This window comes from Streptomyces sp. NPDC018031 (genome assembly GCF_044327625.1).
Lineage (GTDB): Bacteria > Actinomycetota > Actinomycetes > Streptomycetales > Streptomycetaceae > Streptomyces.
In genome coordinates this window covers 149,126-171,732 of record NZ_JBIRFT010000008.1, presented here as the reverse complement: position 1 = coordinate 171,732, position 22,607 = coordinate 149,126, and the positions used below count along the sequence as shown (strand labels likewise).

35 protein-coding genes and 1 pseudogene are annotated in these 22,607 nt (G+C 72.2%); 7 read left to right on the top strand and 29 right to left on the bottom strand.

The window, feature by feature from the left end; genetic code table 11:
* Positions 1-57: 57 nt before the first annotated feature.
* The 27 genes from ACH4B3_RS20290 to ACH4B3_RS20160 all read right to left on the bottom strand — a co-directional run bounded on the left by ACH4B3_RS20290 (position 58) and on the right by ACH4B3_RS20160 (position 12,921).
* Complete coding sequence (locus ACH4B3_RS20290) at positions 58-498, bottom strand: hypothetical protein (RefSeq protein ID WP_398464459.1); 441 nt, start codon at positions 496-498, stop codon at positions 58-60.
* A 241-nt stretch (positions 499-739) separates the two neighbouring features.
* Positions 740-934: a hypothetical protein gene (locus ACH4B3_RS20285; RefSeq protein WP_398464457.1), complete on the bottom strand. Its 195-nt coding sequence runs from the start codon at positions 932-934 to the stop codon at positions 740-742.
* A gap of 81 nt (positions 935-1,015) precedes the next feature.
* Positions 1,016-1,147 carry a hypothetical protein gene (locus tag ACH4B3_RS20280; RefSeq protein ID WP_398464455.1) on the bottom strand — a complete coding sequence of 44 codons (132 nt, stop codon included), beginning with the start codon at positions 1,145-1,147 and terminating at the stop codon, positions 1,016-1,018.
* An 86-nt stretch (positions 1,148-1,233) separates the two neighbouring features.
* Complete coding sequence (locus ACH4B3_RS20275; RefSeq protein WP_398464453.1) at positions 1,234-1,401, bottom strand: hypothetical protein; 168 nt, start codon at positions 1,399-1,401, stop codon at positions 1,234-1,236.
* Positions 1,398-2,111: a hypothetical protein gene (locus ACH4B3_RS20270; protein ID WP_398464451.1), complete on the bottom strand. Its 714-nt coding sequence runs from the start codon at positions 2,109-2,111 to the stop codon at positions 1,398-1,400. Before ACH4B3_RS20270 ends, ACH4B3_RS20275 begins: the two co-directional genes overlap by 4 nt.
* On the bottom strand, positions 2,111-2,617 hold the full coding sequence (locus ACH4B3_RS20265) for a hypothetical protein (RefSeq protein WP_398464449.1): 507 nt from the start codon (positions 2,615-2,617) through the stop codon (positions 2,111-2,113). Before ACH4B3_RS20265 ends, ACH4B3_RS20270 begins: the two co-directional genes overlap by 1 nt.
* Positions 2,617-3,039 carry a hypothetical protein gene (locus tag ACH4B3_RS20260; RefSeq protein ID WP_398464447.1) on the bottom strand — a complete coding sequence of 141 codons (423 nt, stop codon included), beginning with the start codon at positions 3,037-3,039 and terminating at the stop codon, positions 2,617-2,619. Before ACH4B3_RS20260 ends, ACH4B3_RS20265 begins: the two co-directional genes overlap by 1 nt.
* Positions 3,036-3,743 carry a hypothetical protein gene (locus tag ACH4B3_RS20255; protein WP_398464445.1) on the bottom strand — a complete coding sequence of 236 codons (708 nt, stop codon included), beginning with the start codon at positions 3,741-3,743 and terminating at the stop codon, positions 3,036-3,038. The genes ACH4B3_RS20260 and ACH4B3_RS20255 overlap by 4 nt, the downstream gene beginning before the upstream one ends.
* A 58-nt stretch (positions 3,744-3,801) precedes the next feature.
* Positions 3,802-4,173, bottom strand: coding sequence for a DUF6907 domain-containing protein (locus ACH4B3_RS20250; protein WP_398464443.1), 372 nt, complete (start codon positions 4,171-4,173; stop codon positions 3,802-3,804).
* Positions 4,170-4,331, bottom strand: coding sequence for a hypothetical protein (locus ACH4B3_RS20245; protein ID WP_398464441.1), 162 nt, complete (start codon positions 4,329-4,331; stop codon positions 4,170-4,172). The genes ACH4B3_RS20250 and ACH4B3_RS20245 overlap by 4 nt, the downstream gene beginning before the upstream one ends.
* Positions 4,328-4,519: a hypothetical protein gene (locus tag ACH4B3_RS20240; protein WP_398464439.1), complete on the bottom strand. Its 192-nt coding sequence runs from the start codon at positions 4,517-4,519 to the stop codon at positions 4,328-4,330. Before ACH4B3_RS20240 ends, ACH4B3_RS20245 begins: the two co-directional genes overlap by 4 nt.
* Positions 4,519-4,830 carry a hypothetical protein gene (locus ACH4B3_RS20235; protein WP_398464437.1) on the bottom strand — a complete coding sequence of 104 codons (312 nt, stop codon included), beginning with the start codon at positions 4,828-4,830 and terminating at the stop codon, positions 4,519-4,521. Before ACH4B3_RS20235 ends, ACH4B3_RS20240 begins: the two co-directional genes overlap by 1 nt.
* Positions 4,827-4,991 (bottom strand): hypothetical protein, encoded by a 165-nt coding sequence (locus ACH4B3_RS20230; RefSeq protein ID WP_398464435.1) that lies wholly within the window; start codon positions 4,989-4,991, stop codon positions 4,827-4,829. Before ACH4B3_RS20230 ends, ACH4B3_RS20235 begins: the two co-directional genes overlap by 4 nt.
* Positions 4,992-5,105: 114 nt before the next feature.
* Positions 5,106-5,345, bottom strand: coding sequence for a hypothetical protein (locus ACH4B3_RS20225; RefSeq protein WP_398464433.1), 240 nt, complete (start codon positions 5,343-5,345; stop codon positions 5,106-5,108).
* 42 nt (positions 5,346-5,387) lie between these two features.
* Positions 5,388-6,047 (bottom strand): hypothetical protein, encoded by a 660-nt coding sequence (locus ACH4B3_RS20220; protein WP_398464432.1) that lies wholly within the window; start codon positions 6,045-6,047, stop codon positions 5,388-5,390.
* Positions 6,044-6,277 carry a hypothetical protein gene (locus tag ACH4B3_RS20215; RefSeq protein ID WP_398464430.1) on the bottom strand — a complete coding sequence of 78 codons (234 nt, stop codon included), beginning with the start codon at positions 6,275-6,277 and terminating at the stop codon, positions 6,044-6,046. The genes ACH4B3_RS20220 and ACH4B3_RS20215 overlap by 4 nt, the downstream gene beginning before the upstream one ends.
* 14 nt (positions 6,278-6,291) lie before the next feature.
* Entirely contained in the window at positions 6,292-6,807 is a 516-nt protein-coding gene (locus ACH4B3_RS20210; RefSeq protein WP_398464428.1) for a single-stranded DNA-binding protein, read from the bottom strand.
* A 101-nt stretch (positions 6,808-6,908) separates the two neighbouring features.
* Complete coding sequence (locus ACH4B3_RS20205; protein WP_398464426.1) at positions 6,909-7,436, bottom strand: hypothetical protein; 528 nt, start codon at positions 7,434-7,436, stop codon at positions 6,909-6,911.
* A gap of 236 nt (positions 7,437-7,672) precedes the next feature.
* Positions 7,673-9,532, bottom strand: coding sequence for a hypothetical protein (locus tag ACH4B3_RS20200; protein WP_398464424.1), 1,860 nt, complete (start codon positions 9,530-9,532; stop codon positions 7,673-7,675).
* The gene (locus tag ACH4B3_RS20195) at positions 9,529-10,137 is read right to left on the bottom strand and encodes a bifunctional DNA primase/polymerase (protein ID WP_398464422.1); all 609 of its coding nucleotides are present in this window, start codon (positions 10,135-10,137) and stop codon (positions 9,529-9,531) included. The genes ACH4B3_RS20200 and ACH4B3_RS20195 overlap by 4 nt, the downstream gene beginning before the upstream one ends.
* 14 nt (positions 10,138-10,151) lie before the next feature.
* A complete protein-coding gene (locus ACH4B3_RS20190) occupies positions 10,152-10,439 on the bottom strand; it encodes a hypothetical protein (protein ID WP_398464420.1) in 288 nt (95 codons plus the stop codon).
* 97 nt (positions 10,440-10,536) lie between these two features.
* A complete protein-coding gene (locus ACH4B3_RS20185; protein ID WP_398464418.1) occupies positions 10,537-10,980 on the bottom strand; it encodes a hypothetical protein in 444 nt (147 codons plus the stop codon).
* The gene (locus ACH4B3_RS20180) at positions 10,977-11,144 is read right to left on the bottom strand and encodes a hypothetical protein (RefSeq protein WP_398464417.1); all 168 of its coding nucleotides are present in this window, start codon (positions 11,142-11,144) and stop codon (positions 10,977-10,979) included. The genes ACH4B3_RS20185 and ACH4B3_RS20180 overlap by 4 nt, the downstream gene beginning before the upstream one ends.
* Positions 11,134-11,493, bottom strand: a complete 360-nt coding sequence (locus ACH4B3_RS20175) for a hypothetical protein (RefSeq protein WP_398464415.1) — start codon at positions 11,491-11,493, stop codon at positions 11,134-11,136. Before ACH4B3_RS20175 ends, ACH4B3_RS20180 begins: the two co-directional genes overlap by 11 nt.
* Entirely contained in the window at positions 11,475-11,960 is a 486-nt protein-coding gene (locus tag ACH4B3_RS20170; protein ID WP_398464413.1) for a DUF6907 domain-containing protein, read from the bottom strand. Before ACH4B3_RS20170 ends, ACH4B3_RS20175 begins: the two co-directional genes overlap by 19 nt.
* Positions 11,957-12,637, bottom strand: coding sequence for a DUF6907 domain-containing protein (locus ACH4B3_RS20165; RefSeq protein ID WP_398464411.1), 681 nt, complete (start codon positions 12,635-12,637; stop codon positions 11,957-11,959). The genes ACH4B3_RS20170 and ACH4B3_RS20165 overlap by 4 nt, the downstream gene beginning before the upstream one ends.
* On the bottom strand, positions 12,634-12,921 hold the full coding sequence (locus ACH4B3_RS20160; protein ID WP_398464409.1) for a helix-turn-helix domain-containing protein: 288 nt from the start codon (positions 12,919-12,921) through the stop codon (positions 12,634-12,636). Before ACH4B3_RS20160 ends, ACH4B3_RS20165 begins: the two co-directional genes overlap by 4 nt.
* A gap of 141 nt (positions 12,922-13,062) precedes the next feature.
* Between ACH4B3_RS20160 and ACH4B3_RS20155 the strand changes: the two genes are divergently transcribed.
* On the top strand, positions 13,063-13,890 hold the full coding sequence (locus ACH4B3_RS20155) for a helix-turn-helix domain-containing protein (RefSeq protein ID WP_398464407.1): 828 nt from the start codon (positions 13,063-13,065) through the stop codon (positions 13,888-13,890).
* Between the two features lie 9 nt (positions 13,891-13,899).
* Here the strand turns inward: ACH4B3_RS20155 and ACH4B3_RS20150 are convergent, their stop codons facing one another.
* Positions 13,900-15,351 (bottom strand): recombinase family protein, encoded by a 1,452-nt coding sequence (locus ACH4B3_RS20150; protein ID WP_398464652.1) that lies wholly within the window; start codon positions 15,349-15,351, stop codon positions 13,900-13,902.
* Between ACH4B3_RS20150 and ACH4B3_RS20145 the strand changes: the two are divergent.
* The 6 genes and pseudogenes from ACH4B3_RS20145 to ACH4B3_RS20120 form a co-directional block, all read left to right on the top strand.
* A pseudogene (locus tag ACH4B3_RS20145) lies at positions 15,265-16,020 on the top strand (ATPase, T2SS/T4P/T4SS family); the annotation flags it as partial. The gene ACH4B3_RS20150 and the pseudogene ACH4B3_RS20145 overlap by 87 nt on opposite strands.
* The gene (locus ACH4B3_RS20140; protein WP_398464405.1) at positions 16,017-16,940 is read left to right on the top strand and encodes a type II secretion system F family protein; all 924 of its coding nucleotides are present in this window, start codon (positions 16,017-16,019) and stop codon (positions 16,938-16,940) included. The pseudogene ACH4B3_RS20145 and the gene ACH4B3_RS20140, both read left to right, overlap by 4 nt.
* The gene (locus ACH4B3_RS20135) at positions 16,937-17,743 is read left to right on the top strand and encodes a type II secretion system F family protein (RefSeq protein WP_398464403.1); all 807 of its coding nucleotides are present in this window, start codon (positions 16,937-16,939) and stop codon (positions 17,741-17,743) included. The genes ACH4B3_RS20140 and ACH4B3_RS20135 overlap by 4 nt, the downstream gene beginning before the upstream one ends.
* A 315-nt stretch (positions 17,744-18,058) precedes the next feature.
* Complete coding sequence (locus tag ACH4B3_RS20130; RefSeq protein ID WP_398464401.1) at positions 18,059-18,280, top strand: DUF4244 domain-containing protein; 222 nt, start codon at positions 18,059-18,061, stop codon at positions 18,278-18,280.
* Positions 18,267-18,806 (top strand): TadE family type IV pilus minor pilin, encoded by a 540-nt coding sequence (locus ACH4B3_RS20125; RefSeq protein WP_398464399.1) that lies wholly within the window; start codon positions 18,267-18,269, stop codon positions 18,804-18,806. The genes ACH4B3_RS20130 and ACH4B3_RS20125 overlap by 14 nt, the downstream gene beginning before the upstream one ends.
* Positions 18,803-19,708 carry an Rv3654c family TadE-like protein gene (locus ACH4B3_RS20120; RefSeq protein WP_398464397.1) on the top strand — a complete coding sequence of 302 codons (906 nt, stop codon included), beginning with the start codon at positions 18,803-18,805 and terminating at the stop codon, positions 19,706-19,708. The genes ACH4B3_RS20125 and ACH4B3_RS20120 overlap by 4 nt, the downstream gene beginning before the upstream one ends.
* Positions 19,709-20,097: 389 nt before the next feature.
* Here the strand turns inward: ACH4B3_RS20120 and ACH4B3_RS20115 are convergent, their stop codons facing one another.
* Complete coding sequence (locus ACH4B3_RS20115) at positions 20,098-22,605, bottom strand: DEAD/DEAH box helicase (protein ID WP_398464395.1); 2,508 nt, start codon at positions 22,603-22,605, stop codon at positions 20,098-20,100.
* Between the last annotated feature and the right edge of the window lie 2 nt (positions 22,606-22,607).

Sequence of the window (22,607 nt, the reverse complement as noted above, 5' to 3'; positions counted from 1 at the left end):
TGCCTCCAAAATGCCGAAGGCCCGCTCAGGGGCGGGTCTTCGGCGGTACCAAGTGGATCAGCAGGCGTCCCAGCGCCAGGTGCCGTCCTCGCGGGTCCAGGGCTGGTTCTTCCGCTCGAACTGAGGGATTCCGACCCCGTAGGAGACGCGGGCCATGTGTCCGCTGATCTGCTCGACCTTGATGTTCTTGATGGTCTGGGCGCCGAATTCGTGGTGGCCTTGCTTGGCCACCTCCGCGAACTGGACCCGGGGCATCTCTTCCTGGCAGCGCTTGGACAGCAGGTCGTGCCCGGAAGCGTCGCCGCCGAACAGCTTCTTCGTGTACTCCCGGACGGACTGCTCAAGCGCGGCGGTCTCGCCCTTGCCGTCGGTGTTCTTCCCGGCCGGAGCGGACGGAGCGGGGGTGCCGGCTTCCGGCTTGTCATCGGAGTCGTCACCGCAGGCGGTGAGCGGCAGGCAGATCAGGGCGGCGATGGCCGCGGCGGAGCGGGCGCGCATGGAGTTCCCCTCGGAGCGGTGTGCACGGTGGTGTGGGGGCGTGCAGCGTACCGAGAGGTGAGGGGCATGTGTGTGGGAACGACGAAGCCCCGACCGTGGTGGTCGGGGCTGTCGTTGGTGTATCTCCGGGGGCCACTGCCACCTTGGTGGTGGAGGATCCAGTTGCCTGGTTCCGACCTTCTCCCGGCAGGTGTTCAGCGGCGTGTGGGCACGCTGAGCACGGCTCCAGTGTTACAGCAGGTCAGGCCGCTGCGCAAGCGGCCTTGGTGGCGAGGTGCTGCTGCAGCTCGCCGAGGTCGACCAGTGTCCGGCCGGCCGGGTCGTGTCCGTGGTGAGTGAGGTGACCGCGGTGGAGCCATACCCGGAGGGTCCCGGGGCGGATGCCGGTGGCGGCCTGGGCGGCGAGCAGGTCCACCAGGACGGGGGCGGGGTGCATGCGTCCATGATGCAGCAGGGCCCCGCCGCGTCGTGGGGACGCGGCGGGGCCTCGGGCCGGGCACACCCAGCGTTTCCAGTGTCAGCCCTTGGGCTTGCCGGGGACAGGCTTCGGCTCGGGCCTCACCCAGCCGCCGCGGCTGCCGCTGTACGTCGTCTCGTGCCGCGGGTCGGGCCGGGTGCCGGGGCCCATGGGCATGGGGCGGAGTGGCATGGTGGTGATCCCTCGTCTCGCTGATCGGGGCGGGGTCCGGGGCGGCCGGGTCGCCTGGCAGCTGTCGGCCGCCCCGGGGGCGCGGGTTAGTTGCCGGCGCGCCGGTTGAGCTCGTCCAGGGCCTTGTTGATGGCTTCGCGGGCGGCCTGGCGGACGGGGTCGGAGGTCTCGGCGCCGCTGCGGCTGATCTCCGCTGTGAGGCGGGTGATCTCGGCCTGGATGTCCTCGTTGCTCATGTGGTCGAAGCGGTTCACGGGCTCTCTCCTTCGGTTGGGTGGTGCATGTAACCCCTCTCGGGAGGGGTGGCCTGGGTGCTCTCCGGCCGCTCTCCAGCCAGCTCTCCGCCGCGCTCTCCAGGGGTCTGACCTGCGTCTCCGTCGTGGAGAGGGGTGGAGAGGGGCTGGCCGGGGGGAGGGGGGTCGAGCAGGGCCTGGACGTCGGCGCGCTTGATGCCGGACCGGCCCTCGACGTCGCCGACGCGCATGGATCGGGTGATGGTGATGCCGGCCTCGGTGAGGGCGGCGCGGAGTCGGGTCTCGTCCAGGCGGGCGGCGGCGGGCCGGGCGAGGAGTGCGGGGTACAGCTCGGCGAGGTGGATGCCGGGGCGGTCGCCGATGATGTCGAGGACGGCCTGGGCGAGGTCCCGCCGCGGGTCGTCCGGCCGGGCGGGGCCCGGGTCCGGGGTGGGGGTGGTGGTCTCGGGCGTCTCGGTGGCGGCGTTGCCGGTGTCCGGCGGGGGGCCGGCGGCGGCCCAGGCTCGGCGGCACCAGACCGTGGCGGCGACCGGGGCGAGGATGGGGGCTTGGTGGGCGGCGTTCAAGGCGGTGATGGTGCCGCAGACGGTGGCGGTGATGAGTCCGGCGGCCAGCACCGGCCGGCCCTCGGGTGTGAGGGCCTGGCCGATGCGGCGCGTGAGCATCGCGGACCCGGTGGCGAGCCGCCGGACGCTGTCCCGGGCGTTCATCAGATGCTGGTGACCAGCGAGTCGCCGATGGAGTTGATGAGCGGCACCAGGGCGAGGGCACCGGACCCGGCGACGCCGGCCGAGGTGCCGAGGGTGGCGCCGGAGACGGCCCCTGCGCCGATCATCTTCTGCTCGGCCTTGTCCCATCGCTTCCACAGGGCGATGGCGGCCACGAAGACCAGGACGGTCAGGATCGCGCCGCCGACGGTCAGCGGCGGCAGCTGGGTGGACGCGACGGCGTGGCCGTTGGCGCCGGTGGCCGAGCCGAGGACCTTCTCCCCGGTGGCGTTGCTGGCGGAGCGGACACGGGTGAAGACCCAGCCGAGGATGCCGCCGGTGACCGCGGCGCCGAGGATGCCGAGCAGGACGCCGTAGCCGAGGGGGCCGAGGGCCTTCCAGTCCTTGCTCTGCTTCTTGTTCTTGTTGGCGTGCCACCAGCGGACGCCGTACCAGGCGAGGATCACGAGGCCAACGAGCAGGCCGCCGGCGGTGAGTGCCACGTTCATCAGGAGACTCCGGTGATCAGGTAGGTGATGACGGTCAGGACGGGGCGCGCGGGCAGGGCGAGGGCGGTGCCGAGGACGGCGGAGTACAGGGCGACGCGGGTGAGCCACTGGCCGCGGGCGAGGTCGAGGGCGGCGGAGATCGTGATGGTGAGGCCGCACAGGACCATGGCGCCGCCGGTGGACAGTTCGGGGTCGGCGAGCTGCTGGGCCCACCAGGTGCCGGGGCCGGTGGCGGCCAGGGCGGCCAGCGGCCGCCACCGCCAGCCGTCGGGCAGGAACCGGCGGCCGGGTGCCTCGGCGGCCGGGGGGTCGGCGGTGACGATGACAACACGGGGCTCGGCCGGCTGGTTGGTCCACCAGGTGGTGCGGCCGATGGTGGGCGGGCGCTGCGGCGGCGGGGGGAAGGCGTGCGGCTCGGTCACGGCCGGACCCCGTTGAGTTCCTTGGCCGCGTTCAGCACGCGCCTGCCGTAGCGGTCGCCGGTTCCGATCGCTTCGCCGGCCGCCTTGCCGCTGAGATTGGGATCGGCGTCCAGAAGGGCGGCGACGGCGCGGATCTGCTCGACGCGGACCCGGTGCTGTCGGGCGAGGTAGTCGGCCACGGTCGGTTCGGGGGCGGGTTCCGGGGGCGGGGCCGCGGAGCGCATGGGGGCGGCCTTCCAGGAGGGTTCGCCGCGGGTGTGCGGAACCGGTAGCGGAACCATGATCACGGGGGCCTGCGGGGCGTGCTGCGCTGGTTCCGCTGCCGGTGCCGGATCGGGTCCGGGGCGGGCAGGGTGGGTCGCGTCGCGGGCCAGGGCGTGGGTGCGCCAGATCGCCACCGGAACCAGCAGCGAGACGACCACGACCATGGGGATGTCGACCTGGACCACCTCGGCGTCCAAGAGGTGCGCGGCGACCTGTGCGGCACCCATGAGCGTCAGGGACAGGGCGATGTCGAGCGGGCGGAACCAGCGCAGGGCGGCCACCACGTAGGCGTCGATGGCCAGCGGCAGCATGACGGCGATCGGTTTTTCGGCGCCGAGAGTGCGGGCCAGTTCGTACTCGGCGGTCGCGGTGAACGCGATGCCGGCGGCCAGGGAGATGCGGGTGAGCCATTCCCGAGTCGCGTCGGGTTCGGGGTGCATGTGCGGGGTCCTTCCGGGGCCCGCCCCTGCTCGGGGCGGGCCCGGGACGAGGGGTTGGTCAGAAGGAGGCGCGGAACACGGTGAGCTGCCGGGCGAGCGCGCGGAGCTCGGTGGCGTGGACGACTGCGGCGGCGGCGAGCTGGTCGAGGCCGGCGGGGGCGTAGTGGTACCAGTCGCCGCTGAGCTCGACGGCCACGGTGGGCTCGGTGCCGCGGGCGGTGGCGTGCGGGTAGGCGACGAGGGCCGCGGTCATGACCGTGACGTGGCCACCGGCGGGCACAGGGGCGCGCAGGGCGGTCTCCTGGCCCTCGTGGACGAGGTCGGCCCGGTACTCGCCATCGCGGTGCTGTCCGAGACACCAGGGCGGCTCGAAGAGGGTGACGGGGCCGTGGTCGCGGGTGTGCACCGTGACGGTGCGGGGGCGGGTCACCGGTCGGCCTGCTGCCGGCAGTGGGCGTCGAAGCGGGCGCGGAGCTCGCGGGCTTCGTCGCTGTCGTAGTCGTCGTGGCAGCGGTCGACGGTGGCGTCCTCGTGGAGGATGCTCCGCTCGGCCTCGGTGAGGCGGGGGGCGTTCGGCATCTGCGTCACGGCCGGCCCTCCTCGGCGTCGAGGGCGGCGAGCAGCTGCCGCAGCGCCTCGGTGGCGGCGGCGTGCGACTCCACGATGGCGTCGTGGTCATGGATGTCGGCGCGCTCGGCGTCGGCGTGGACCTGGCGGGCGCCGGCCAGGGCGATGTCGAGCGGCGGCACGAAGGTGGGCCGCTGCAGGATGCGCATCACGACGCATCACCCCCAACGGGGCCGCCCGTGCGCCGCTCTCCGGCGTGCTGGTAGCCGGTCGGGGGGTGCTCGGCGAGGCGGGCCCGCAGGTAGGTGGTGGTCCACTCGATGCCGAGGCACGCGGACACCTCGGTGTCGAGGACGTCGGCCAGGGCGATGACGGTGTGCATGGCCCGGTCGGCGAGGACCTGGGCGTGCCGGTCGCGGTCGCCGTAGGTCGCGGGGTGCGGGATGTCGAGCGCGGCGCGGACGGCCTGCAGCAGGTCGCGGACGGGCTCGGGGATGGTGTGCTCGGTCGTCTCGGTCACTGGGCCACCGCCGTCGGGGCGATGGTGCCGGTGACGCCGGCCGGGGTGGCGCGCACGGTGATGGTGCGGCCGCCGCGGTGGCGGATGGTGCCGACGGCGATCAGGCGCCGGTCGGCGGGCGGGGGCGCGCCGTGGCGCGCGGGCATGGCAGTATCGGCCATGGTCGAGTCCTCCTGGTTAGGTCAGGTGGTACTTCGGTCAGGGAGTCGGGCGGCGCGCGCGCCCCTCAGGTGTTCCAGCACCTGGGGGAGCTGTCGCCCGGCTCCCGTTCTGCGTTATTCGGTTGTGGTGGGCCGGTCCGTTCCAGCGGGCGGCCGGTGTTTCTTGATCGCCTTGTCGATGGCGGTGTGGCTACGGCCGAGTTCCTTGGCAACCGCGTACACGCTGCCGAGGTCGGCCACGCCGTCGAGCAGGGCCGCTGCGCGGCGCTTCGCTGCTTGTGACGTCTGGAGTCGGAGCTGTTCCAGCAGCTCCTCCTCCGCGCGTACTCGCTCGCGCCAAGGTGGCGTTTCCATCGAGAACCACGCTATCCAACCTAGGGTTGCATAGCAAGCGGGTCAGGCCGCTTCGTCGCTCGAAATCCCGTTCGGTGCACCCTCGTTGACCGCCTGCTGCGCCCGAGCCAGGTCCATCCACGTCGCCGGCGGGTACACGGCCTCGCACCACCGGCACCGCACCTCGGCCACGCCCGGCGGGACCCGCAATACCGCCCCGCACACCACCCCGTCCTCGTACACCGCCGGGCAGTTGCCGAGCCGAATCGTCCGCTCCGGCGGGGAGACGACCGACAGGACCGACCGCTCCAGGTCTCGGAGCTCCTCGGCGAACGCGCCGGCCATCGGCCAGCACGACGCGATCCACAGGATGTTCGCGTGCAGCCCAGCGGCGGCTGTGCTGATCCGCTCACCGATCGGGCCCTGCGGCTTCGGCTCGCTCCAGCCGAGATCGGCGTGCAGCGCGCTGCGCCAGTCCTCGAGGACGCCGACCATCCCCCCGGGGCCGCGCAGCACCAGCACCGGCTCGGCGACGGGCAGCTGCGCCTCCACCGTGACCGTCCGGCCCAGCTCGGGCCGCCGGCCGCCCGGGGCGAGGAACCCGGCGAGCGCGGCGTACAGGGTCGGCATCCGGTCCAGCCGCTGGCCGGTGGCCCTCGTGCACCCGGGGCACAGGTGGGCGTCCTCGGCCAGCTGCCGCTCGCACATCCCGCACTCGCTCATGCGCTCCACCTTCGCTGTGTCGCCACTGGCTGGCCCTTCGCCCGGTGCTGCAGCTGGTAGAGGGCGAGGCTGAGCCGGTACTGGTCGGCGCCGCTGGTGCGCCGTGCCCGGCGGGAGTCGCGCTCGGCCTGGGCCGCGGCCCGCCAGCTGATGAAGGCGTAGACGGCCATGGCGGTTTGGCCGCCGAGGGCGAACCCGCTGACGAGGATCTGCATCTCGTATCCGTTCATGACGTCGTCCGGGGTCAGAAGGGCGGTTCGTCGGAGTACCCCGCCGGGGCGCCGACGGCGGGCTGTTGGGCGCCCCAGCCGCTGGTCGGGGCGGATGCGGGGCGTCCCGAAGGCGGCGCCTTCGGGGGGCCGCCGGCCGGGCCGGATGCGGCCCGCTCGCCCGCGGCCGGGTTCTTGGTCACCGCGGCGGTGGCGCGGGCCAGGGACGGGCCGACCTCGTCCACGTCCAGCTCGTACACGGTCCGCTTGATGCCCTCGCGGTCCTCGTAAGAGCGCTGCTTGAGTCGACCCTGGACGATGACGCGCATGCCGCGTGCCAGGGACTCGGCGACGTTCTCAGCGGCCTGCCGCCACGCGGAGCAGGTGAGGAACAGGCTCTCGCCGTCCTTCCACTCGTTGGTCTGGCGGTCGAAGGTGCGGGGGGTGGACGCGATCCGGAACTTTGCGACGGCGGCGCCGGCCGGGGTGTAGCGCAGTTCGGGGTCATCGACGAGGTTGCCGACGATCGTGATGCTGGTCTCGCCTGCCATGGCGGCCTCCTTCGAATGAGGCTTTCAGGACTGAAAGCCTGGTGCGGGATGCTGGGCGGTGCCGGGCCCGGCTTCCGCGGGCTCGGCCGTAGGGTCCGCGATTAGTTCGGCAGTTCAGCCGGTTCGATGTGGTCGATGCGGTCCGTGCGCCACAGGACGATCTGCCTGGTGCCGTGGCCGTACCATCCGGGGCCGAACGTTGCGCGCAGTCGTTTGTCGGTGGCGAGGCAGTCGCGGATCTCGGGATTCTCGGCGTCGTACCCGGGGGAGTAGGGAGCGCTCGTCAGGACCGCGGGGCGACTGTCCTTGAGCCAGCCGTTGACGTGGTCGAGCCACACGTAGTCGAGGCCGCCGTTGTTACGGCAGGTACCCATCGGGCACTTGCGACTGACCTTGCGCAGCAGCCAGAGCTGGCAGCAGCCGGTGCGGCTGTAGCGCAGGCGGTACCGCTCGGCCCACTCAACGATGGCGTGCTGCGCCGCTTCGGCGTGGGCGGTCGCCTTCGCGAGACGCTCGCGGCTGAGCCCGCTTCGTCGCGGGTGTGGTGTCTCCAGTCCGTAGGGCCACGCCACGGCTCCTTCGCGCATGCCGAAAATGGCGGCTGCCCGACTGCGGAGGTCATTGGTCATTTCGTTCTCCTAGAGATCGGCGGGGGGGGGACAGGGGGGACGCTGTTTGTCCCCCCTCCTCTCGCGCGCTATGCGAGTCGAGTAGTAATTGATCTTGATCTTTTATTAGTGCTGGTCAGACGGTTACGTGCGAACGAGATGGTTTCCGCGGGGAACTACTTCGAGTCCCTCCCAAGGGGGGACGGGGGGACAAAAGCTGTCCCCCCCTTGGGATGTCCCCCCCCTGCTGTCCCCCCTCAAGACGGGGGGACAGGGCCGGGTGCGAACCTGCCGTCCGCTTCGATGACCCACTCCCGCAGCACCGCGTAGGCCACCGCATCGGACAGGTACTTCTTGTCCCGGCCGGCGACCCTGGCGCGCACCGCCTTGCGGGTCTGCGGCCCCTGCTCGCGCACCAGAGTGCCGAGCCGCAGCGCCAGCCGCTCGACAGCCCGGTCCGTCCTGGCGGCTTCGGCGAGCTGTTTCGCGTGGTCGACGCGCACTTCCTCCTCGATGCGAGCCATGGTGCGCCGCTCCTGCTCGGCCCGTCGCTGCGCCGCGCTGTACGCCAGAACCGCGTCCCGGGTCGCGCACGACGCCTCCCACAGCAACTGGGCAAGCCACCAGTCCTCCGGGGTGACGTGCCGTCGACCGCTGAGGATGGCCAGCAGCGACGCGAGCTTCACTCGCATCACCGGGGCCTGCGAGTCGAGCTGGTTGAACTCGGACGGGTCCAGGTGCCCGCGGACCTTGGCGAGGTCGGCGGCCCGCAGCTCGGCCTTGATGGACTCGTCGAAGGACACCAGAACGAATCGGCTCGCCTCGTCGCCGGGCGGCGCGGCGGCGGCCTCGCGCCAGGCGGTGAGCTCGCCGGGCCACGGCGGCGGAACGTCGGGGATGGCCGGGTCGATGACCTGTACCCACACGAACCGCTGCGGGGTGCCCTCGGCGACCTCCTCGAACAGCGGCGCCACGGTCTCCGGCTGGAAGCCGACCAGCAGGCCGAGGCTGTACGAGCCGCTGGGGATGTACCGGCTGGTGTCCTTACTAGCGTTCGTCTGCCCCAGCGTCTGGCCTACGGCTGCACTGCGCAGCGTCTCGCCGAGCGTCGACCCGGACCGCTCCTTCATAAGCCGCGTGATCGTGGCGCCCTCGTCGACGTAGAAGAACGCGTTGTGCCGAACCTGCCTGCGGACGCTGACGGTGACGGGCGTCTCCGTCCCGCCCCGCTTCCGGACCTCGCCGGTCTCCTCCTCGACGACGCCCATGAACACCTCGGCGAGGCCCTCGCCGGAGCCGAGCGGCAGCCCGTCCCGGAAGTCCAGATTGACGGGCGCGGGCATAAGCCGGTCGGCAACCTCCACGCCTGTGGACTTGCCGATACCGGACGGGCCGATGATCCCGCCGAACAGGTTCAGAGACGCGAACCCGGCGATGCCGGTGTCGGCTCGAATCCGGTGCGACACCAGGGACGACAGGCGGGTGAGGACCGACAGCAGGGCAACGTCGCCGGACCGGGTGCGGGAGTGGCCGGCCTGGCGGATGTGCCGCAGCTCGGGCCGGGCTGCCCAGAACTCCTCAGGGATGAGCCCGGGCACCGGGGCCGGGCCAGTGGTGCCGTCCGGCTCCGCCGCAGGCTCGGCGGGTTCGTCGCCCGGCTCTGTGTACCCGTGCTCGATGTCGCTCCAGTCGATGCCGTCGCCGCCGAGGAGGTCGCGCAGATCGGCGGCCGCCGCGCTGTGCGAGGCCGGCGGCCACGGCGTGCGGGGGTGCTGCTGGCCGCTGCGCAGGCCGGACTCGATGCTGGGCCGGGCCCGGCCCTCGGGATGGTTGCCCGCCCGGGCGGCGGAGAGCAGCGCCTCACGGGCTTCGGCCTCGCCGAGCGCGCCCGCTGCAACGAGCGTGCCGACGCTGAACGCGGCCCGGTTGATCGTGTTGTTCTGGTCGCCGTCCGGGGCGCCCACGATGGCGTCGCACTCGTCCTGCAGAGCCTTGCGGGTGTAGGCGTCCATCCGGTCGGACGACACGGTGAACGTCGCCGTGGCGCGCGCCTGGCCGCCGCCGTGCAGCTTGGCCAGAGCGGCGTCCACGCCCTGCTGGATGGCCTCGGACGTCACGCTGCCCTCCTCTGTGGGGTGAGGACTGCAGGCCAGGCCGCCTCGGGCTGCACGAAGCGCCCGGGCCCCGACCATCGGTACCGGCCACCGCTGCCGTGCACGGACGGGGCGAGGAGGATGTAGCCGTTGTGCTTCACGTCCAGGCCGGGCCCGAGCGTGCCCGGCAGGGAGACGCCCGGGGTGCGGTAGACGATGTGGAGACCGTCACCGCCGGTGATCTGCATGACGGTGCCGGGCAGCACGCCGACGCGCTGCTCCAGGACGGCGAGGGACTGGTCGCCGCCGTGGCGTGGGTCGATGTCGAGGACTGCCCAGCCGTTCAGCGCGCACGGGGCGCCGATATTCGCGTCCGGCTGCTCCGCCCACCACCGACGAACGAGGTCGACGTCCGTGGTCGCCGCGTGAAACCCGTGGCAGGTGCGCGCCGTGCAGCGGCATCCCTCGGGCCGGTGCGGGATGTAGAAGGGGTTCGGCCGCTGCTCCGCTGGCGGGCGGCACCGGGAGCAGTTCGCGAAGGGCGCCTTGTCGGGGCGAACCCGGAAGACGCGGATGCCCGCGGCAGCGTAGGCCACGGCCGCGCCGGGCAGGTCCTGCGGGATGGCCAAGGGCTGTGGCTTCACTAGGCCACCGCCGGGAAGTAGTACGTGCCGGCCGGGCGGCCGACGCAGCGCGACTTGCGGGGGCAGACGTGGGGCACGGCGGCGAGGCCGGCGGGGTGGATGTGCTGGTAGCCGCAGAACGGGCAGTCGACGACGAGATGCGCACGGGGCTGCCCGTCTTCGTGCTGGGTATCGCGGTAGACGACAAGGCGGGCCGCGGCGGCGGCCATGTCGAGGCGGACCGGCGGCTGGGTCTCCGTCTCGGCCTGCCCGGTGTCCTCCCCGAAGAGGGTGGGAGTGCTGTTCACGAACACGTGCTCTCTTCTACGAGCGGGGCTGGTGGGATTCGTGAGTGCGCGCACGGTCTCGGGCTCCCTGGTCCGGGACCGTGCGCGCTTCCCGGGGTCAGCCAGGGCTTCGCGTCTTGCTGAGCATCGCGGCGTGGTCCGAGGCGAAGCTGCGCAGGTGCTGCTGCACCTCGCTGGCGATGAACGCCCACCGGGCACCGGCCGGGACGTGGATCTCGATGCTTCGGGCGGCGAGGAAGAACCGTGCGGCAATCGCGTGCCCGAGGTCGGGGCTGCAGCGTTGGGCGTCTTCCCCGAGGTGGACGATCGCGGTGTGGCAGTCGGTGGAGTGCCGGGTCTGCTCGTACAGGTCCCGGGTGACGTCGCTGCTGCTGTCGTAGGGGCCGGTGAGGTCGACAGTGACGACAAGGCGGACGTCCGGGACGGGCACTTCGGGATGAGGCTGCTTCTCCGCCGGCTGCTGGTTGCAGACCGGGACGGGGAACGTGTCGAGGGGGACGGGCTTTTCGACCGGCCACTGGCCGTGGGCTCGCTCGGTCATGCTGTCTTCCCCTCACGGCGTGTGGACTGGTGGAAGATCACGCGAAGTCGCGCGCGCTGGGCGTCATCGAGGGGCGGCGCCTGGTCGACGATGCGGTCGATGCGCTCCCAGTAGCCGACCGGACGCTCGGGCCGGGCCCGCCGCCTGGAGTCTTCAGTCGTCACTCGGCACCCCCGGGGTGAGGTGTTCAGGTGGGACATTCATCGCCACCTGAACACAGGCGACGCAGGGCTTCCCGAGCGTGCTGGAGACCCAGCCGACGGAGCGCTGCACGCCGTGATCAGCTATGAGCCGGTCGATGATCTGCCGGACGGAAAGGCCTTCGTCGTGCCTCAAGCAGTGGACGCGCCCGGCGAGGAAACGCCGGTCGTCATCGCTGAGCCGAGGCGGGTACGTCTTGCCGTCCATCCCGAGCACGTCCTTGGGGGACGGGACCCGGGGCCGGGCCGGGCGGCCGGGGGTGTCCCCGGCCGCTGCGGCGTTGGTCTGGGCGATCACTGCGCCGCCCGCCATTCGGTTCGCGCTTGGACGAGGTCGGCGTGGACCTGGTCGAGGCGGTCGACCTGGGCGCGCAGCTTGGCGATGACGTCCGCGAGGCCGCCCGGGTCCAGGTCGGCGATCACGCAGTCCTCCAGCACAGCCACCGTCGCCAGCGGAACCCGGTGGCCCGGGTCCTCGGCGTAGGGATCGAGGTGGATGGCGGCCGCCAGCACGGGCTCCGGGTGCACGGCGCCGGTGTCCTCGCCGGACACCTGGGCAGGAAGGAAGACGTCCAGGGCGGTGCCGTCGACCGCATGCCAGTGGGTCATGTCGACCAGCCGCATGCGCAGCTGCTCCGGGGTGAGTCCGGTCGCGCTGGGGTCGTCGTCCGCCCAGGCGGGCAGCGGGCCGGTGACCTGCCCGCCGCCGGCCAGCCCGAGGGCCCAGGTTCGCGCGGAAGGCTGCTCGGCACCGGAAACGGAATGCGAAACGCTATTCACAGGGCCACCGCCCCGCGGCCGCCCCGGTGGGCGGCGATGAGCGCGGCCAGCTGCTCGCGCACCGCGGCGAGGATCTGACAGTGGCGGGTCAGGTCGGCCTGCAGCCGGTCGACGTCCTCCAGCCCCAGATCGCGCCATTCGCCCCCGGCCTGGAAGGTCAGGGTCGGTTCGTCGTCGTCCCACTGGGTGAGCTGGAAGGCCAGCGGCGTCGATCCGTAGGAGCCGCTGATCTCGTGCTCGGGCCCACGGTGGATGTGCTCGCGCGGGTCGGCGTGGTCCAGGAGAGCCGAGGTGCACCACGGCCGGCCGTCCGGGCATGGGGTGATGTCGACGCCGTACTGCTCGGCGAGGGCGGTGCACGCCTGGGTGAAGGTGACGGCCGGATCCTGCCCGGGCGGGACGACCAGCGTGTGACGGTCGGCGAGGATGGCGGCCGTCAGGCCGGAGGCGTGGGGGCCGTCGGCGGTGTGCAGGCAGAGGTTCTGCGCGACGGCCAGTGCCTGCAGCGCGATCCAGGTGGTCGACGGGCGCCCGTCGAGGGCGGAGTGCGCGGCCGGGGTGAGGACGACGGGCACAGGGACGTCCGCCGGCAGGGCGTCGAGGGCCGACGGGGCGGTGACCTTGGCCGGTATCGGCTGGTTGCTGGGCGTGGGTACTGACGCCCGGGTAAGCTTCATTTCTGAGCACTCCCAGTCTGCTGAGCTGTGGATTCGTTGATGTGCTCGACAGACGGCGCCTGGGCTGCATCCCTGGCGCCGTCGTCGTTGTTCGGCTTCCGCGGCTTCACCACGTAGGGCGCAAGCAGCGTCGCAAGCTCTCGGAGTTCAAGTACGACCGCCAAGCGGTGCAAGGACTCCACTGACAGATGCTTCTCGCCGCGCTCGACCTTCGAGAGGTGCCCCGGGTCTATGCCAGACCGTTCGGCTACGTGCCTCAGGCTCAACCCCTTGGCTGCACGCACGGCGCGCAGTGGCGGCGCAGTGAACGTTCTGGTTGAACTTCTCTGCATGTCGTGAAGGCTAGGTCTCGTGGTGGCCAGAAGTCAACCAAACGTGGAAGCCCCGTCTTCAGGTTTCGTTGACTCCTGGTCTACGGTGGAGGCATGGCTGAGAACCCGCTCTACGCGCGCCCCGTCGACGGCCCCGAGCAAGTACGGGACGCGCCACCCGTGCCCGCCATGACGGTTAACGAGCTGGTGTCGTACAACCTGCTTCGCGCTCGACGGGCTCAGGGTTGGACGCAGCAGCAGCTCGGGGAAGCGCTCGGTAGGTACACGGGTCGCGCTTGGTCGAATGCCAGCGTGAGTGCCGCTGAGCGCGCCTGGCAGGGGGGCCGCCCGCGTAAATTCGACGCTGAAGAGATCGCCCTTTTCAGCAGGATTTTCGATGTCCCTTTCTCCTACTTCCTGATGCCGCCCGAAGAGGATCACCTAATTGTTTTCCGCTCTCGCGAGGGCGATCCGGTGCTGCACTCATTTCCGCCAGTGGAATATCTTAAATGTGTGCTCGCGGTCGACCCGCCGGCCAAATTTTTGGAGCGAGCTCAAGGGGCGGTTTCGCAAAACGTAGATCTTGACTTCGCCCCTGCCGCGTGGCAGCTGGGGGCAGGGGAGCCTAAGCCGCCCCGGAGCGAAGCACGGGACGCCATACTGAAGGAAGACAACGAGCTTCGAAGGGCGGAAGCCGCGAAACGGTTCGAGGATTATGCCCGCAAAGCGGGCCTGAGTGAAGAAATGCTGGAAGCGCTCACCGCTGCTCGCATAGACGAAGTTAGCTTCGGAGTGGCGAGGCGGCTGGACGCTATGGGATATATCAGAGACCCGGACTATGAGGAGAAGCTGCAAAAGCTCAATGAGCGGTTGACTCGAAAACTGGTAGAAGCGGAGAAGTTGGTTGAGAGGCTAACGGGTCGCATCGAGACCGAGGAGTAGGAGGTTGCGCTATTTGGCGTAATACGGTTCCGGCCCTCTTAGCCACCGGAACTGGATAGCGTCATAGTCGAAATAGCCGCCATCTGGCATCCGGCCCTGCCGCGGCGGTAGCAGTGTGACCTCCAGCAGCTCCCGCAGCACCGAGCGCTGCTGGGACAGCTCCATCGCGTCCCACGCCTTTCGCACGTCCGGCGCACCGACCAGTGGCACCAGCGGATCCTGCGTCGCCGCACGGCCGAGCTGCTTGTTCACGCCCTCCAGCTGGGCCCGCGCGGTATCCGACCCTTCGGTGAACTGCGCCATCGTGATCTGCCCCGCACCGAACAGTCCCGCCAGGTCGGTCAGCCGCCGGCGGATCGCCTCGCTCTCCGCCTGCAGCGCGGCCACGTCAACGTCGCCGGGGCCGGGCAGCAGCAGATCCTGCGCGTCGTTCCGGGAAAGCCGCTCGACGATGACGTCCTGGACGTAGTCGTCGAGCTTCTGCGCGTGCCGGCCGCCGCCGTGATTGGTCTGGCACCGGTACGACGGATACCTGCGGCCGCCGGACTGGGTGACGTAGGCATAGGCCGTGCACCCCGGCCGGCCGCACCGGTAGATCAGAGACCCGAACCACTTCGGCTCTGAACCCGGCGTAGTGCGCCGCGAGGGGTCCTTCAGGATCGCCACGACCGCCCGGTGCTTCGGCTCGGACACGGCAGCCTCCCAGTTGCCCCTGCCGACCTCCTCGCCCTTGTAGACGGCGATTCCCGCGTTCCGGGGCCGCAGCAGAATGTCCCGGGCCTCGGTCGTGCCGATCGGGTTTCCCTGGGTGCTCGTGATGCCCTTGTCGGCGAGCCACTTCACCCAGGAGTTCAGCGACCCGCCGGCCAACAGGATGTCGTGCCCGGTGTCGATGGCGGCGAACTCCTCGGGCACGCCCTTGTCCATGTCGAGCACGGGTACCTCGGTCTCCTCGCCCGTTCGGCGGTCGACCTTCTTGGTGGTCTCGCCGGTGGGCACGCCCCACCCGAACGGGCGAATTCCGCCGCCCCATTCGCCGGCCTTGGCTTTCTGCATGCGGGCGCGGGCGACGCGCTCACCTTTGTGCTCCGACTCGTGCCGGGCCACGTTCCCGAGCATCCGCGCGACCAGGCGGCCCCCCGGCGTGGCGAGGTCGAGGGCCCCGGCTTGGACGGTCTGCGTGGTGACGCCGCGCTGCTCGCACAGGTTGATGTACTCCTCGAGTTCGGTCGGCGAGCGGTGGAGGCGGTCCGTGTGCCAGGCGATGACGATGGTCGCCCGGCCCTCGTCGAGGTCGGCGAGCATGCGCCGGTAGCCCTTGCGGAGCTTGCCGGAGTAGGCGCTCACGTCGTTGTCGCTGTACGTCTCGACGACCTGCCAGCCGTTTCGGGCGGCCAGGGCCTCGCAGTCCTCGCGCTGCCGGTCGACGCCGAGGCCGGCGCCGGTGCGGTCCTGGCTGATGCGGGTGTAGATGACCGCCCTGAGCGGCTGGTTGCTCTGCGTCATGACCCAAGTCTGCACCCGCAGAGGTGTCTTGGTCCAAGGTTCGGGAAGACCACCTTGCTCAGCACCCTGCTCGGGCTGGTCGCCCAGGACGAGCGGATCGTGCTGGCCGAGGACTCGTCCGAACTCCGCCCCGACCACCCGCATGTGGTGCGGCTGGAGACCCGACCCGCCAATCAGGAGGGCCGCGGGCTGGTGACACTGCGGGACCTGGTGCGCCAGGCGTTGCGGATGCGCCCGGACCGGCTCGTCGTCGGCGAGGTGCGGGGGCCGGAGGTCACCGACTTGCTGGCCGCGCTCAACACGGGGCACGAAGGCGGCTGCGGCACCGTGCACGCCAATGCGGCGGCGGATGTACCCGCGCGCCTGGAGGCGCTCGGATCGACCGCCGGACTGGATCGCGCCGCGCTGCACAGCCAGCTGGCCGCCGCCCTGTCCGTGGTGATCCACCTGGTGCGGGGCCGTGGCGGCCGACGCAGGATCGCCGAGATCCACGTGCTGGAGCGGGACCGGTCCGGGTGGGTCACCACCGTGCCCGCCGTGATGTGGGGCGGTGACGGCTGTGAGCGGGCCGCGGGCTGGCCGCGGCTCCGCGCCCTGTGCCTGCGGAACGGAGGAGCCCGGTGACCGGCACCGGTGAAGGCCCCGGCCTGCTGCCACTGTGCACCGCGCTGCTCTGCGCCGCCGCTGCGCTGTGGGCCGTGGTCGGACGGCAGCGTGAATTACGCAGGGCGCATCTGCTGTTCGCCGGGGGCGGCACGCTGACGCCTGGCGAGACCGGCCCGCGGGGGTGCGTGGTGGAGGCCTTCGCGGCGCTGCGCCGGCACTGGCGCGCGCGGTACGGCGGCCGGATCGGGCGGGAGGTGCTGTGCCTGCCCGCCGGGGGTGTGCTGGCCGTGCTCGGAGAGTCGGTGATGCCCCTCGTCGGCGCGGCGGTCGCGATGCCCCTGGTGGGCCGATGGCTACGGGTGAGGCGGCGGCGCCAGGAGCGGGAGCGTCGGGTCGGCGACGTGATCGACTTGTGCGGTGCCGTGGCGGGCGAACTGCGGGCCGGCCGGCAGCCCGGCGAAGCCCTGATGGCCGTGCCCGTCGAGGACCTGGGCGACGGCTGGCCGCTGGTGTCCGCCGCAGCGCGATTCGGCGGGGACGTGCCGGGGGCACTGCGCAGTGCGGCGGCCACGCCCGGTGCGGAGGGGCTGACCGGTGTCGCGGCGTGCTGGCAGGTGGCCGTCGACGGTGGGGCCGGCCTGGCGACCGGGCTCGACCGGGTGGGCGCGGCGCTCCGGGCCGAACGGGACCAGCGCGAGCAACTGCGTGCCCAGCTGGCCTCCCAGCGGGCGACGGCGTTGGTGCTCGCGATTCTGCCGGTCTTCGTGCTGCTGATCGGCACCGTGATGGGGGCAGCTCCGTTACGTGTGCTGTTCCACACCCCGATCGGAGTCGCCTGCCTGGTGGTGGGCGGTCTCCTGGAATGGGCGGGTCTCGTCTGGACCGCGAGGCTGGTGCGGGCCGCGGCCGAACGCGGAGCGGTGGAGCGTGGGTCATGAGCCCGGAAGTTATCCACAGGCTGGGGATGACGTTCTCGATCGGGACGGCTGCGCTGTGCACAGCGGCGACGATCATCGAGGCCCGGCGTTCCCGTGCCGCCCGGCGACGCCTCACCATGATCGTCGAGAGTCCGAGGAGACACGAACCGGGCTCGGCCGCCCCGCGCGCCCGCCGGCGCGGCAGCGGCCGACGCAGCGCCTTGCCGGCCTGGACCGCCTCGGTCGCGGTGCTACCGGCCGGGATCGTGCTGGTCGGGGGCGTCATCGGCTGGGTGGCGGGCTTCGCCGGGGCCGGGGCCATGGTCTGGTGGCTGCGCCGACGTCGGGAACAGGCGGCGGCCGAGGCTGCGGCGGAACGAGCGCCGGTCCCCCAGCTCCCGCTGGCCGCCGATCTGCTGGCGGCCTGCCTGGCGGCCGGAGCCGGGCCCCGGGAGGCGGCGGAGGCGGTGGGGACATCGCTGAATGGGCGGGTCGGCGATCGGCTGACCCGGGCCGCGGCCGAGCTGCGCCTCGGCGGCGACCCGGGCGAGGCATGGGGGCGCCTGGCCGCCCTGCCGGGTGCAACCCGGCTGGCGGACTGCCTGGAGCGGGCCGGCACCACGGGTGCCCCGGCCGTGGAGGCGGTCTCCCGGATCGCTGCCGACTGCCGCGCTGAGCGCGGCAGGGCCGCCGGTACCCGGGCCGGACGCGCCCAGGTGCTCACCACGGTTCCACTGGGTCTGTGCTTCCTGCCCGCGTTCCTGCTGACCGGCGTGGTCCCGATGGTGATCGGACTCGGCAGCGGCCTGACGGGAAGCGGCTGAAACACCCGCCGACGACCCCGCCGCGCGGGGAGCCGTGTCCCAAGGTGCCGGTCTGACCGGCCGGCACGGCTACGAACCCGGCGAGGCCGGGACGCGACCGGTGCCGGCCGGGACAGAACCGGCCGGGCCGGAGACGCCCGGCCCAACAGGGCCAAGCCGAGAGGAGCTCGTATCGAGCGAACCGAAAGGAACACAGCACACCGGAACAGGACGGCGTCCCTGGGATGACCAGGAAGCGGACGACCCGGAAGACGACCGACCAGACCGAAGCAGACCGAACACACCGAAAGCTGGAATGGAAACGAGGGGGACGTAATGCTCGGCATGACACTCAGGACGTGGTGCGCCCGGCGGTTCAAGGCGGTGCGCGTGGCTCTGCGCTCCAGGGCCCAGGCAGGCATGACGACGGCAGAGTACGCGGTGGGAACCGTCGGGGCCTGCGCGTTCGGATTGGTGCTCTACAAGGTGGTGACGAGCGCCCCGGTGAGTAACGCGCTCCGTTCGGTGATCGAGCGGGCGCTCAATGCGCAGTTCTGAGGCGACCCCCGGCGCCGAGGAGCGGCAGCGGCGGTCGGAGTGGCCTGGGTGGTCACGGTGGCAGGGGCGGCCGGAGGGACGGCCTTCGAGCGGCGACGGTGGTTTCGTCACCGCGGAGGCAGCCGTCGCGGCGCCGGTCCTGGTGCTCTTCGCCGTCACGCTGATCTGGGGCCTGATGGCGGCTTCCGACCAGCTGAGGTGCGTGGACGCGGCCCGGGCGGGGGCCCGGGCCGCGGCTCGCTCCGAATCGCCCGCCGCCGCGGTCGCCGCCGCCCGTTCCGCCGCCCCGGACGGCGCCGAGGTGATCCTGCGACGTGAAGGCGACCTAATCCGGGTGCGGGTCGAAGTGGACACGGCCGGCCCGGGCGCCCTGTCCGTCCGGCTGCACGGCGAGGCGGTGGCCCTGGCCGAGGACCGTGCCGGCGGGGTCCCTGCGAAGGACCCCGGGGGAGCGGCCGCGGATGGTGAGGCCGCTGCGGTGTGGCCCGGACACGGCTCCCGGGGCGGGAAGGAGGAGGTGTCATGAAGATCGCCCTCGGTCAGACCTGCCGGCAGCAGGACCTTGGCGACCATCGAGGTCGGGACCGCGGCGCCCAGCGCGAGCCGGCCCGTCGTGACCACCGGGGCCGGTTGGGCGGCGGCCACCATCACCTCGACCGTTGGGACGACGGGAACCACCCCAACGACGGGAACCACATCGAGGACCGCGATCCGGCGCGCGACCTCGGCCCGCACCCCGGCCAGGAGCGCGGCACCGATCCCGTTCGTGGCTCGGATCCCGGCATCGACCACCCTCGTGCCTTGCATGGTGACCCCGTCCCCGTCCCCGTCCCCGTCCTCGTCCCCGATCCCGACCCGGACCCCGACCCGGGCCACGGCCTCACCCCGGTGCCCGCGCCGGTACCCGTGTCGGCCGCCGCCGTACCGGTGCACCTGACCGCCGCCGGGCGCGGCCCCACCGCCGGGCCCGGCCCCGACGGTGGTCGCGCTCGCGGCTCCTGGCGGGAGCGGGACCGCGGTTCGGCGACGGTGTGGGCCGCGGTCGCCGCCACGGCGCTGTGCGCGGTGTTCGCCGCGCTCTTCACCCTGGGGCAGGTCACGGTGGCCCGCCATCGCGCGGGCGGCGCGGCGGACCTGGCAGCGCTCGCAGCCGCGGATCACGCGCTGCAGGGCCCGCGTGCCGCCTGCCGCCTCGCCGAGCGCGTGGCGGGCGCCCAGGGGGCTCGTGTGGTGCGTTGCGGGGTCCAGGGCGAGATCGCGGACCTCACGGCGGAGGTACGGACCGGGCCGTTCACATCCCGGGTGCGCTCCCGGGCGGGGCCGGCGGAGGCGATACCGCCGGAGCGCGGTCCCGCGCCGGGCCAGTCACCCCGCGAGGGTGCCCGTGCGGACGATCCGGCCGTGATGCCACCGCCCGAGAACCGGTGACCACCACAAGCCGGTCACAACCAGAGCTGGTCACAGACCTACGAGCCGAGCCGGTCACACACCCACGAGGCGGTGAGACCCACAAGCGGTGAGACCCACAAGCGGACGAGACTCACGCCCCGATGGAAGCCACAAGCCGGTGGCACCCCTGAGGCGGTGACCCCGACAAGCCGGTGGCACCACCGAGCCGGCGACAGCTACGGGCCGGTGGCCCCCGAGTCCGGTGGCACCACCGAGCCGATGGCACCACCGAGCTGATGACAGCCACGAGCCGGTGACACCCCAGCCGATGACGGCCATGGAAGGAGGCGGGATGGGGCTCGCGCACGCCGGGGGCCGTGAATCGAGGAGGTGCCGGGGACGAGGTCGGGGGTGACCGGCCGGGGGCGTCAGTCGGCCTGCCCGGGGTCTTCGGCGGTCGGAGGAGCGCCGGTGAGCAGGGTGGCCAGCAACCGGATGGCCGCCTTCTTGTCGAGCGGATCGTTGCCGTTGCCGCACTTGGGTGACTGGATGCAGGACGGGCAGCCCGACTCGCACTCGCAGGCGGTGATCGCCTCGCGGGTGGCGGTGAGCCAGCGCGCGGCGGTGTGGAAGGCGCGCTCGGCGAAGCCCGCGCCGCCGGGGTGCCCGTCGTAGACGAAGACGGTGGGCAGCAGCGTGTCGGGGTGGAGCGGGACGGATACGCCGCCGATGTCCCACCGGTCGCAGGTGGCGAAGAGCGGCAGCAGGCCGATGGAGGCGTGCTCGGCGGCGTGCAGGGCCCCGCCCAGCGCCTCGGGCAGGACGCGGGCCTCGTCCAGCTGGTCCTGGGTCACCGTCCACCACACGGCCCGCGTCCGCAGGGTGCGGGGCGGCAGGTCCAGCTTGGACTCGCCCAGCACCTCACCGGTGATGAGCTTGCGACGGAGGAAGGAGACGACCTGGTTGGTGACCTCGACGGAACCGAAGCACAGCCGGGCGTCGCCCCAGGGCACCTCGGTGGTGGTCTCCAGGATGGAGATCGCCGTGGTGTCCCGGGCGGTCGTCGAATACGGGGGGCTGGCCGCCTCGACGAGGGCGACGGAATCCTCCAGAACGAGGCGCCGCACCAGGTAGCTGCGCCCCTGGTGCAGGTGGACCGCGCCGTCGTGGACGGTCGTGTGCGCCGCGGCGGCGTCCACCGTCCCCAGCAGCCGTCCGGTGGCCTCCTCCACGATCTGGACGGGCCGCCCGCCGGTGCCGCGGATGTCGGTGAGGTCGGTGGCGCGTTCCCGGCGTGTCCAGTGCCAGGCCGTCGCCCGGCGGCGCAGCAGCCTGCGCTGCTCCAGCTGGGGCATCAGCTCCACCGCGGCGGGGCCGAAGAGATCCAGGTCGGCGTCGGTCAGCGGCAGCTCGGCGGCCGCCGCGCACAGGTGCGGGGCGAGCACGTACGGGTTGTCGGGGTCCAGCACGGTCGATTCGACCGGCCGCTGGAAGAGGGCCTCCGGATGGTGGACCAGATAGGTGTCCAGCGGGTCGTCCCGGGCCACCAGGATCGCCAGTGCGCCTTGGCCGGCCCGTCCGGCCCGGCCGGCCTGCTGCCACAAGGAGGCCCGGGTGCCGGGGTACCCGGTGATCACGACGGCGTCCAGGCCGGCGATGTCCATGCCGAGTTCGAGGGCGGTGGTGGCGGCCAGCCCGAGGAGTTCACCGGAGTGCAGCGCGCGCTCCAGGGCGCGGCGTTCCTCGGGCAGATAGCCGCCCCGGTAGGCGGCGATCCGGGAGGGGAGGGACCGGTCGACGGCGGCCAGGTGTTCCTGGGCGATCAGAGCGATCAGCTCCGCGCCGCGCCGCGAGCGTACGAAGGTGATCGTGCGGACGCCCTGGACCGCCAGATCGGTCAGCAGGTCGGCGGACTCGGCGGTGGCGGTCCGGCGGACCGGGGCGCCCTGTTCCCCGTGCAGCTCGGTCAGCGGGGGCTCCCAGAGGGCGAAGACGACCTCGCCGCGGGGCGAGGCGTCCTCGGTGACCTCGCTGACCGGCACGCCGGTCAGCCGGGTCGCGGCCACCGCCGGGTCGGCCGCCGTCGCGGAGGCGAGGAGGAAGACCGGGGACGCCCCGTACCGGGCGCAGATCCGGCGCAACCTGCGCAGCACCTGCGCGACGTGCGAGCCGAAGACTCCCCGGTAGGTGTGGCACTCGTCGACCACCACGAAGCGCAGGGAGCGCAGGAAGGAGGACCATCGGGCATGGGCGGGGAGGATCCCGCGGTGCAGCATGTCCGGATTGGTGAGGACGTAGTTGGCGTGCCGGCGGATCCAGTCGCGCTCCTCGACCGGGGTGTCCCCGTCGTAGACGGCCGCCCGCACCGCGTGGCCGAGCGGCGCGGACAGCTCGGCCACGGTGCGGCGCTGGTCGGCGGCGAGGGCCTTGGTGGGGGACAGGTACAGGGCGGTCGCTCCGCGCCCGCCGGCGCCCCGGGAGACACCCGCGGAGCGCCCGGTGCTCTCCTGGGACGTCGGTGTGCCGTCCAGCAGCGCGCTCAGCACCGGTGCCAGATAGGCGAGCGATTTTCCGGAGGCGGTGCCGGTGGCGACCACCACCGACTCACCGTTCATCGCTCGTTCGGCGGTACGGGCCTGGTGTTCCCAGGGCTGGTCGACACCTGCCGTCCGAATGGCGGCAACCACTTCCGGACGGATCCGTTCAGGCCAGCGGGCATGGCTGCCGATGCGCGGGGGCAAGTGCTCCGTATGAGTGATGCGCGCAGCCCTGTCTGCCCCGCGAGCGATCCGCCCGAGTACGGTCCGGGGTGAGGGGCGTATGCCCGCCTGGGGCGGGAGTTGGTTCTGGGCCATCGACACCGAGTGTGTCACCGGAGTGACAGACAATGGGCTCAAGGCGTCGTGCGCGCCTGCTGGTAAGTGATTGAATGCCATCG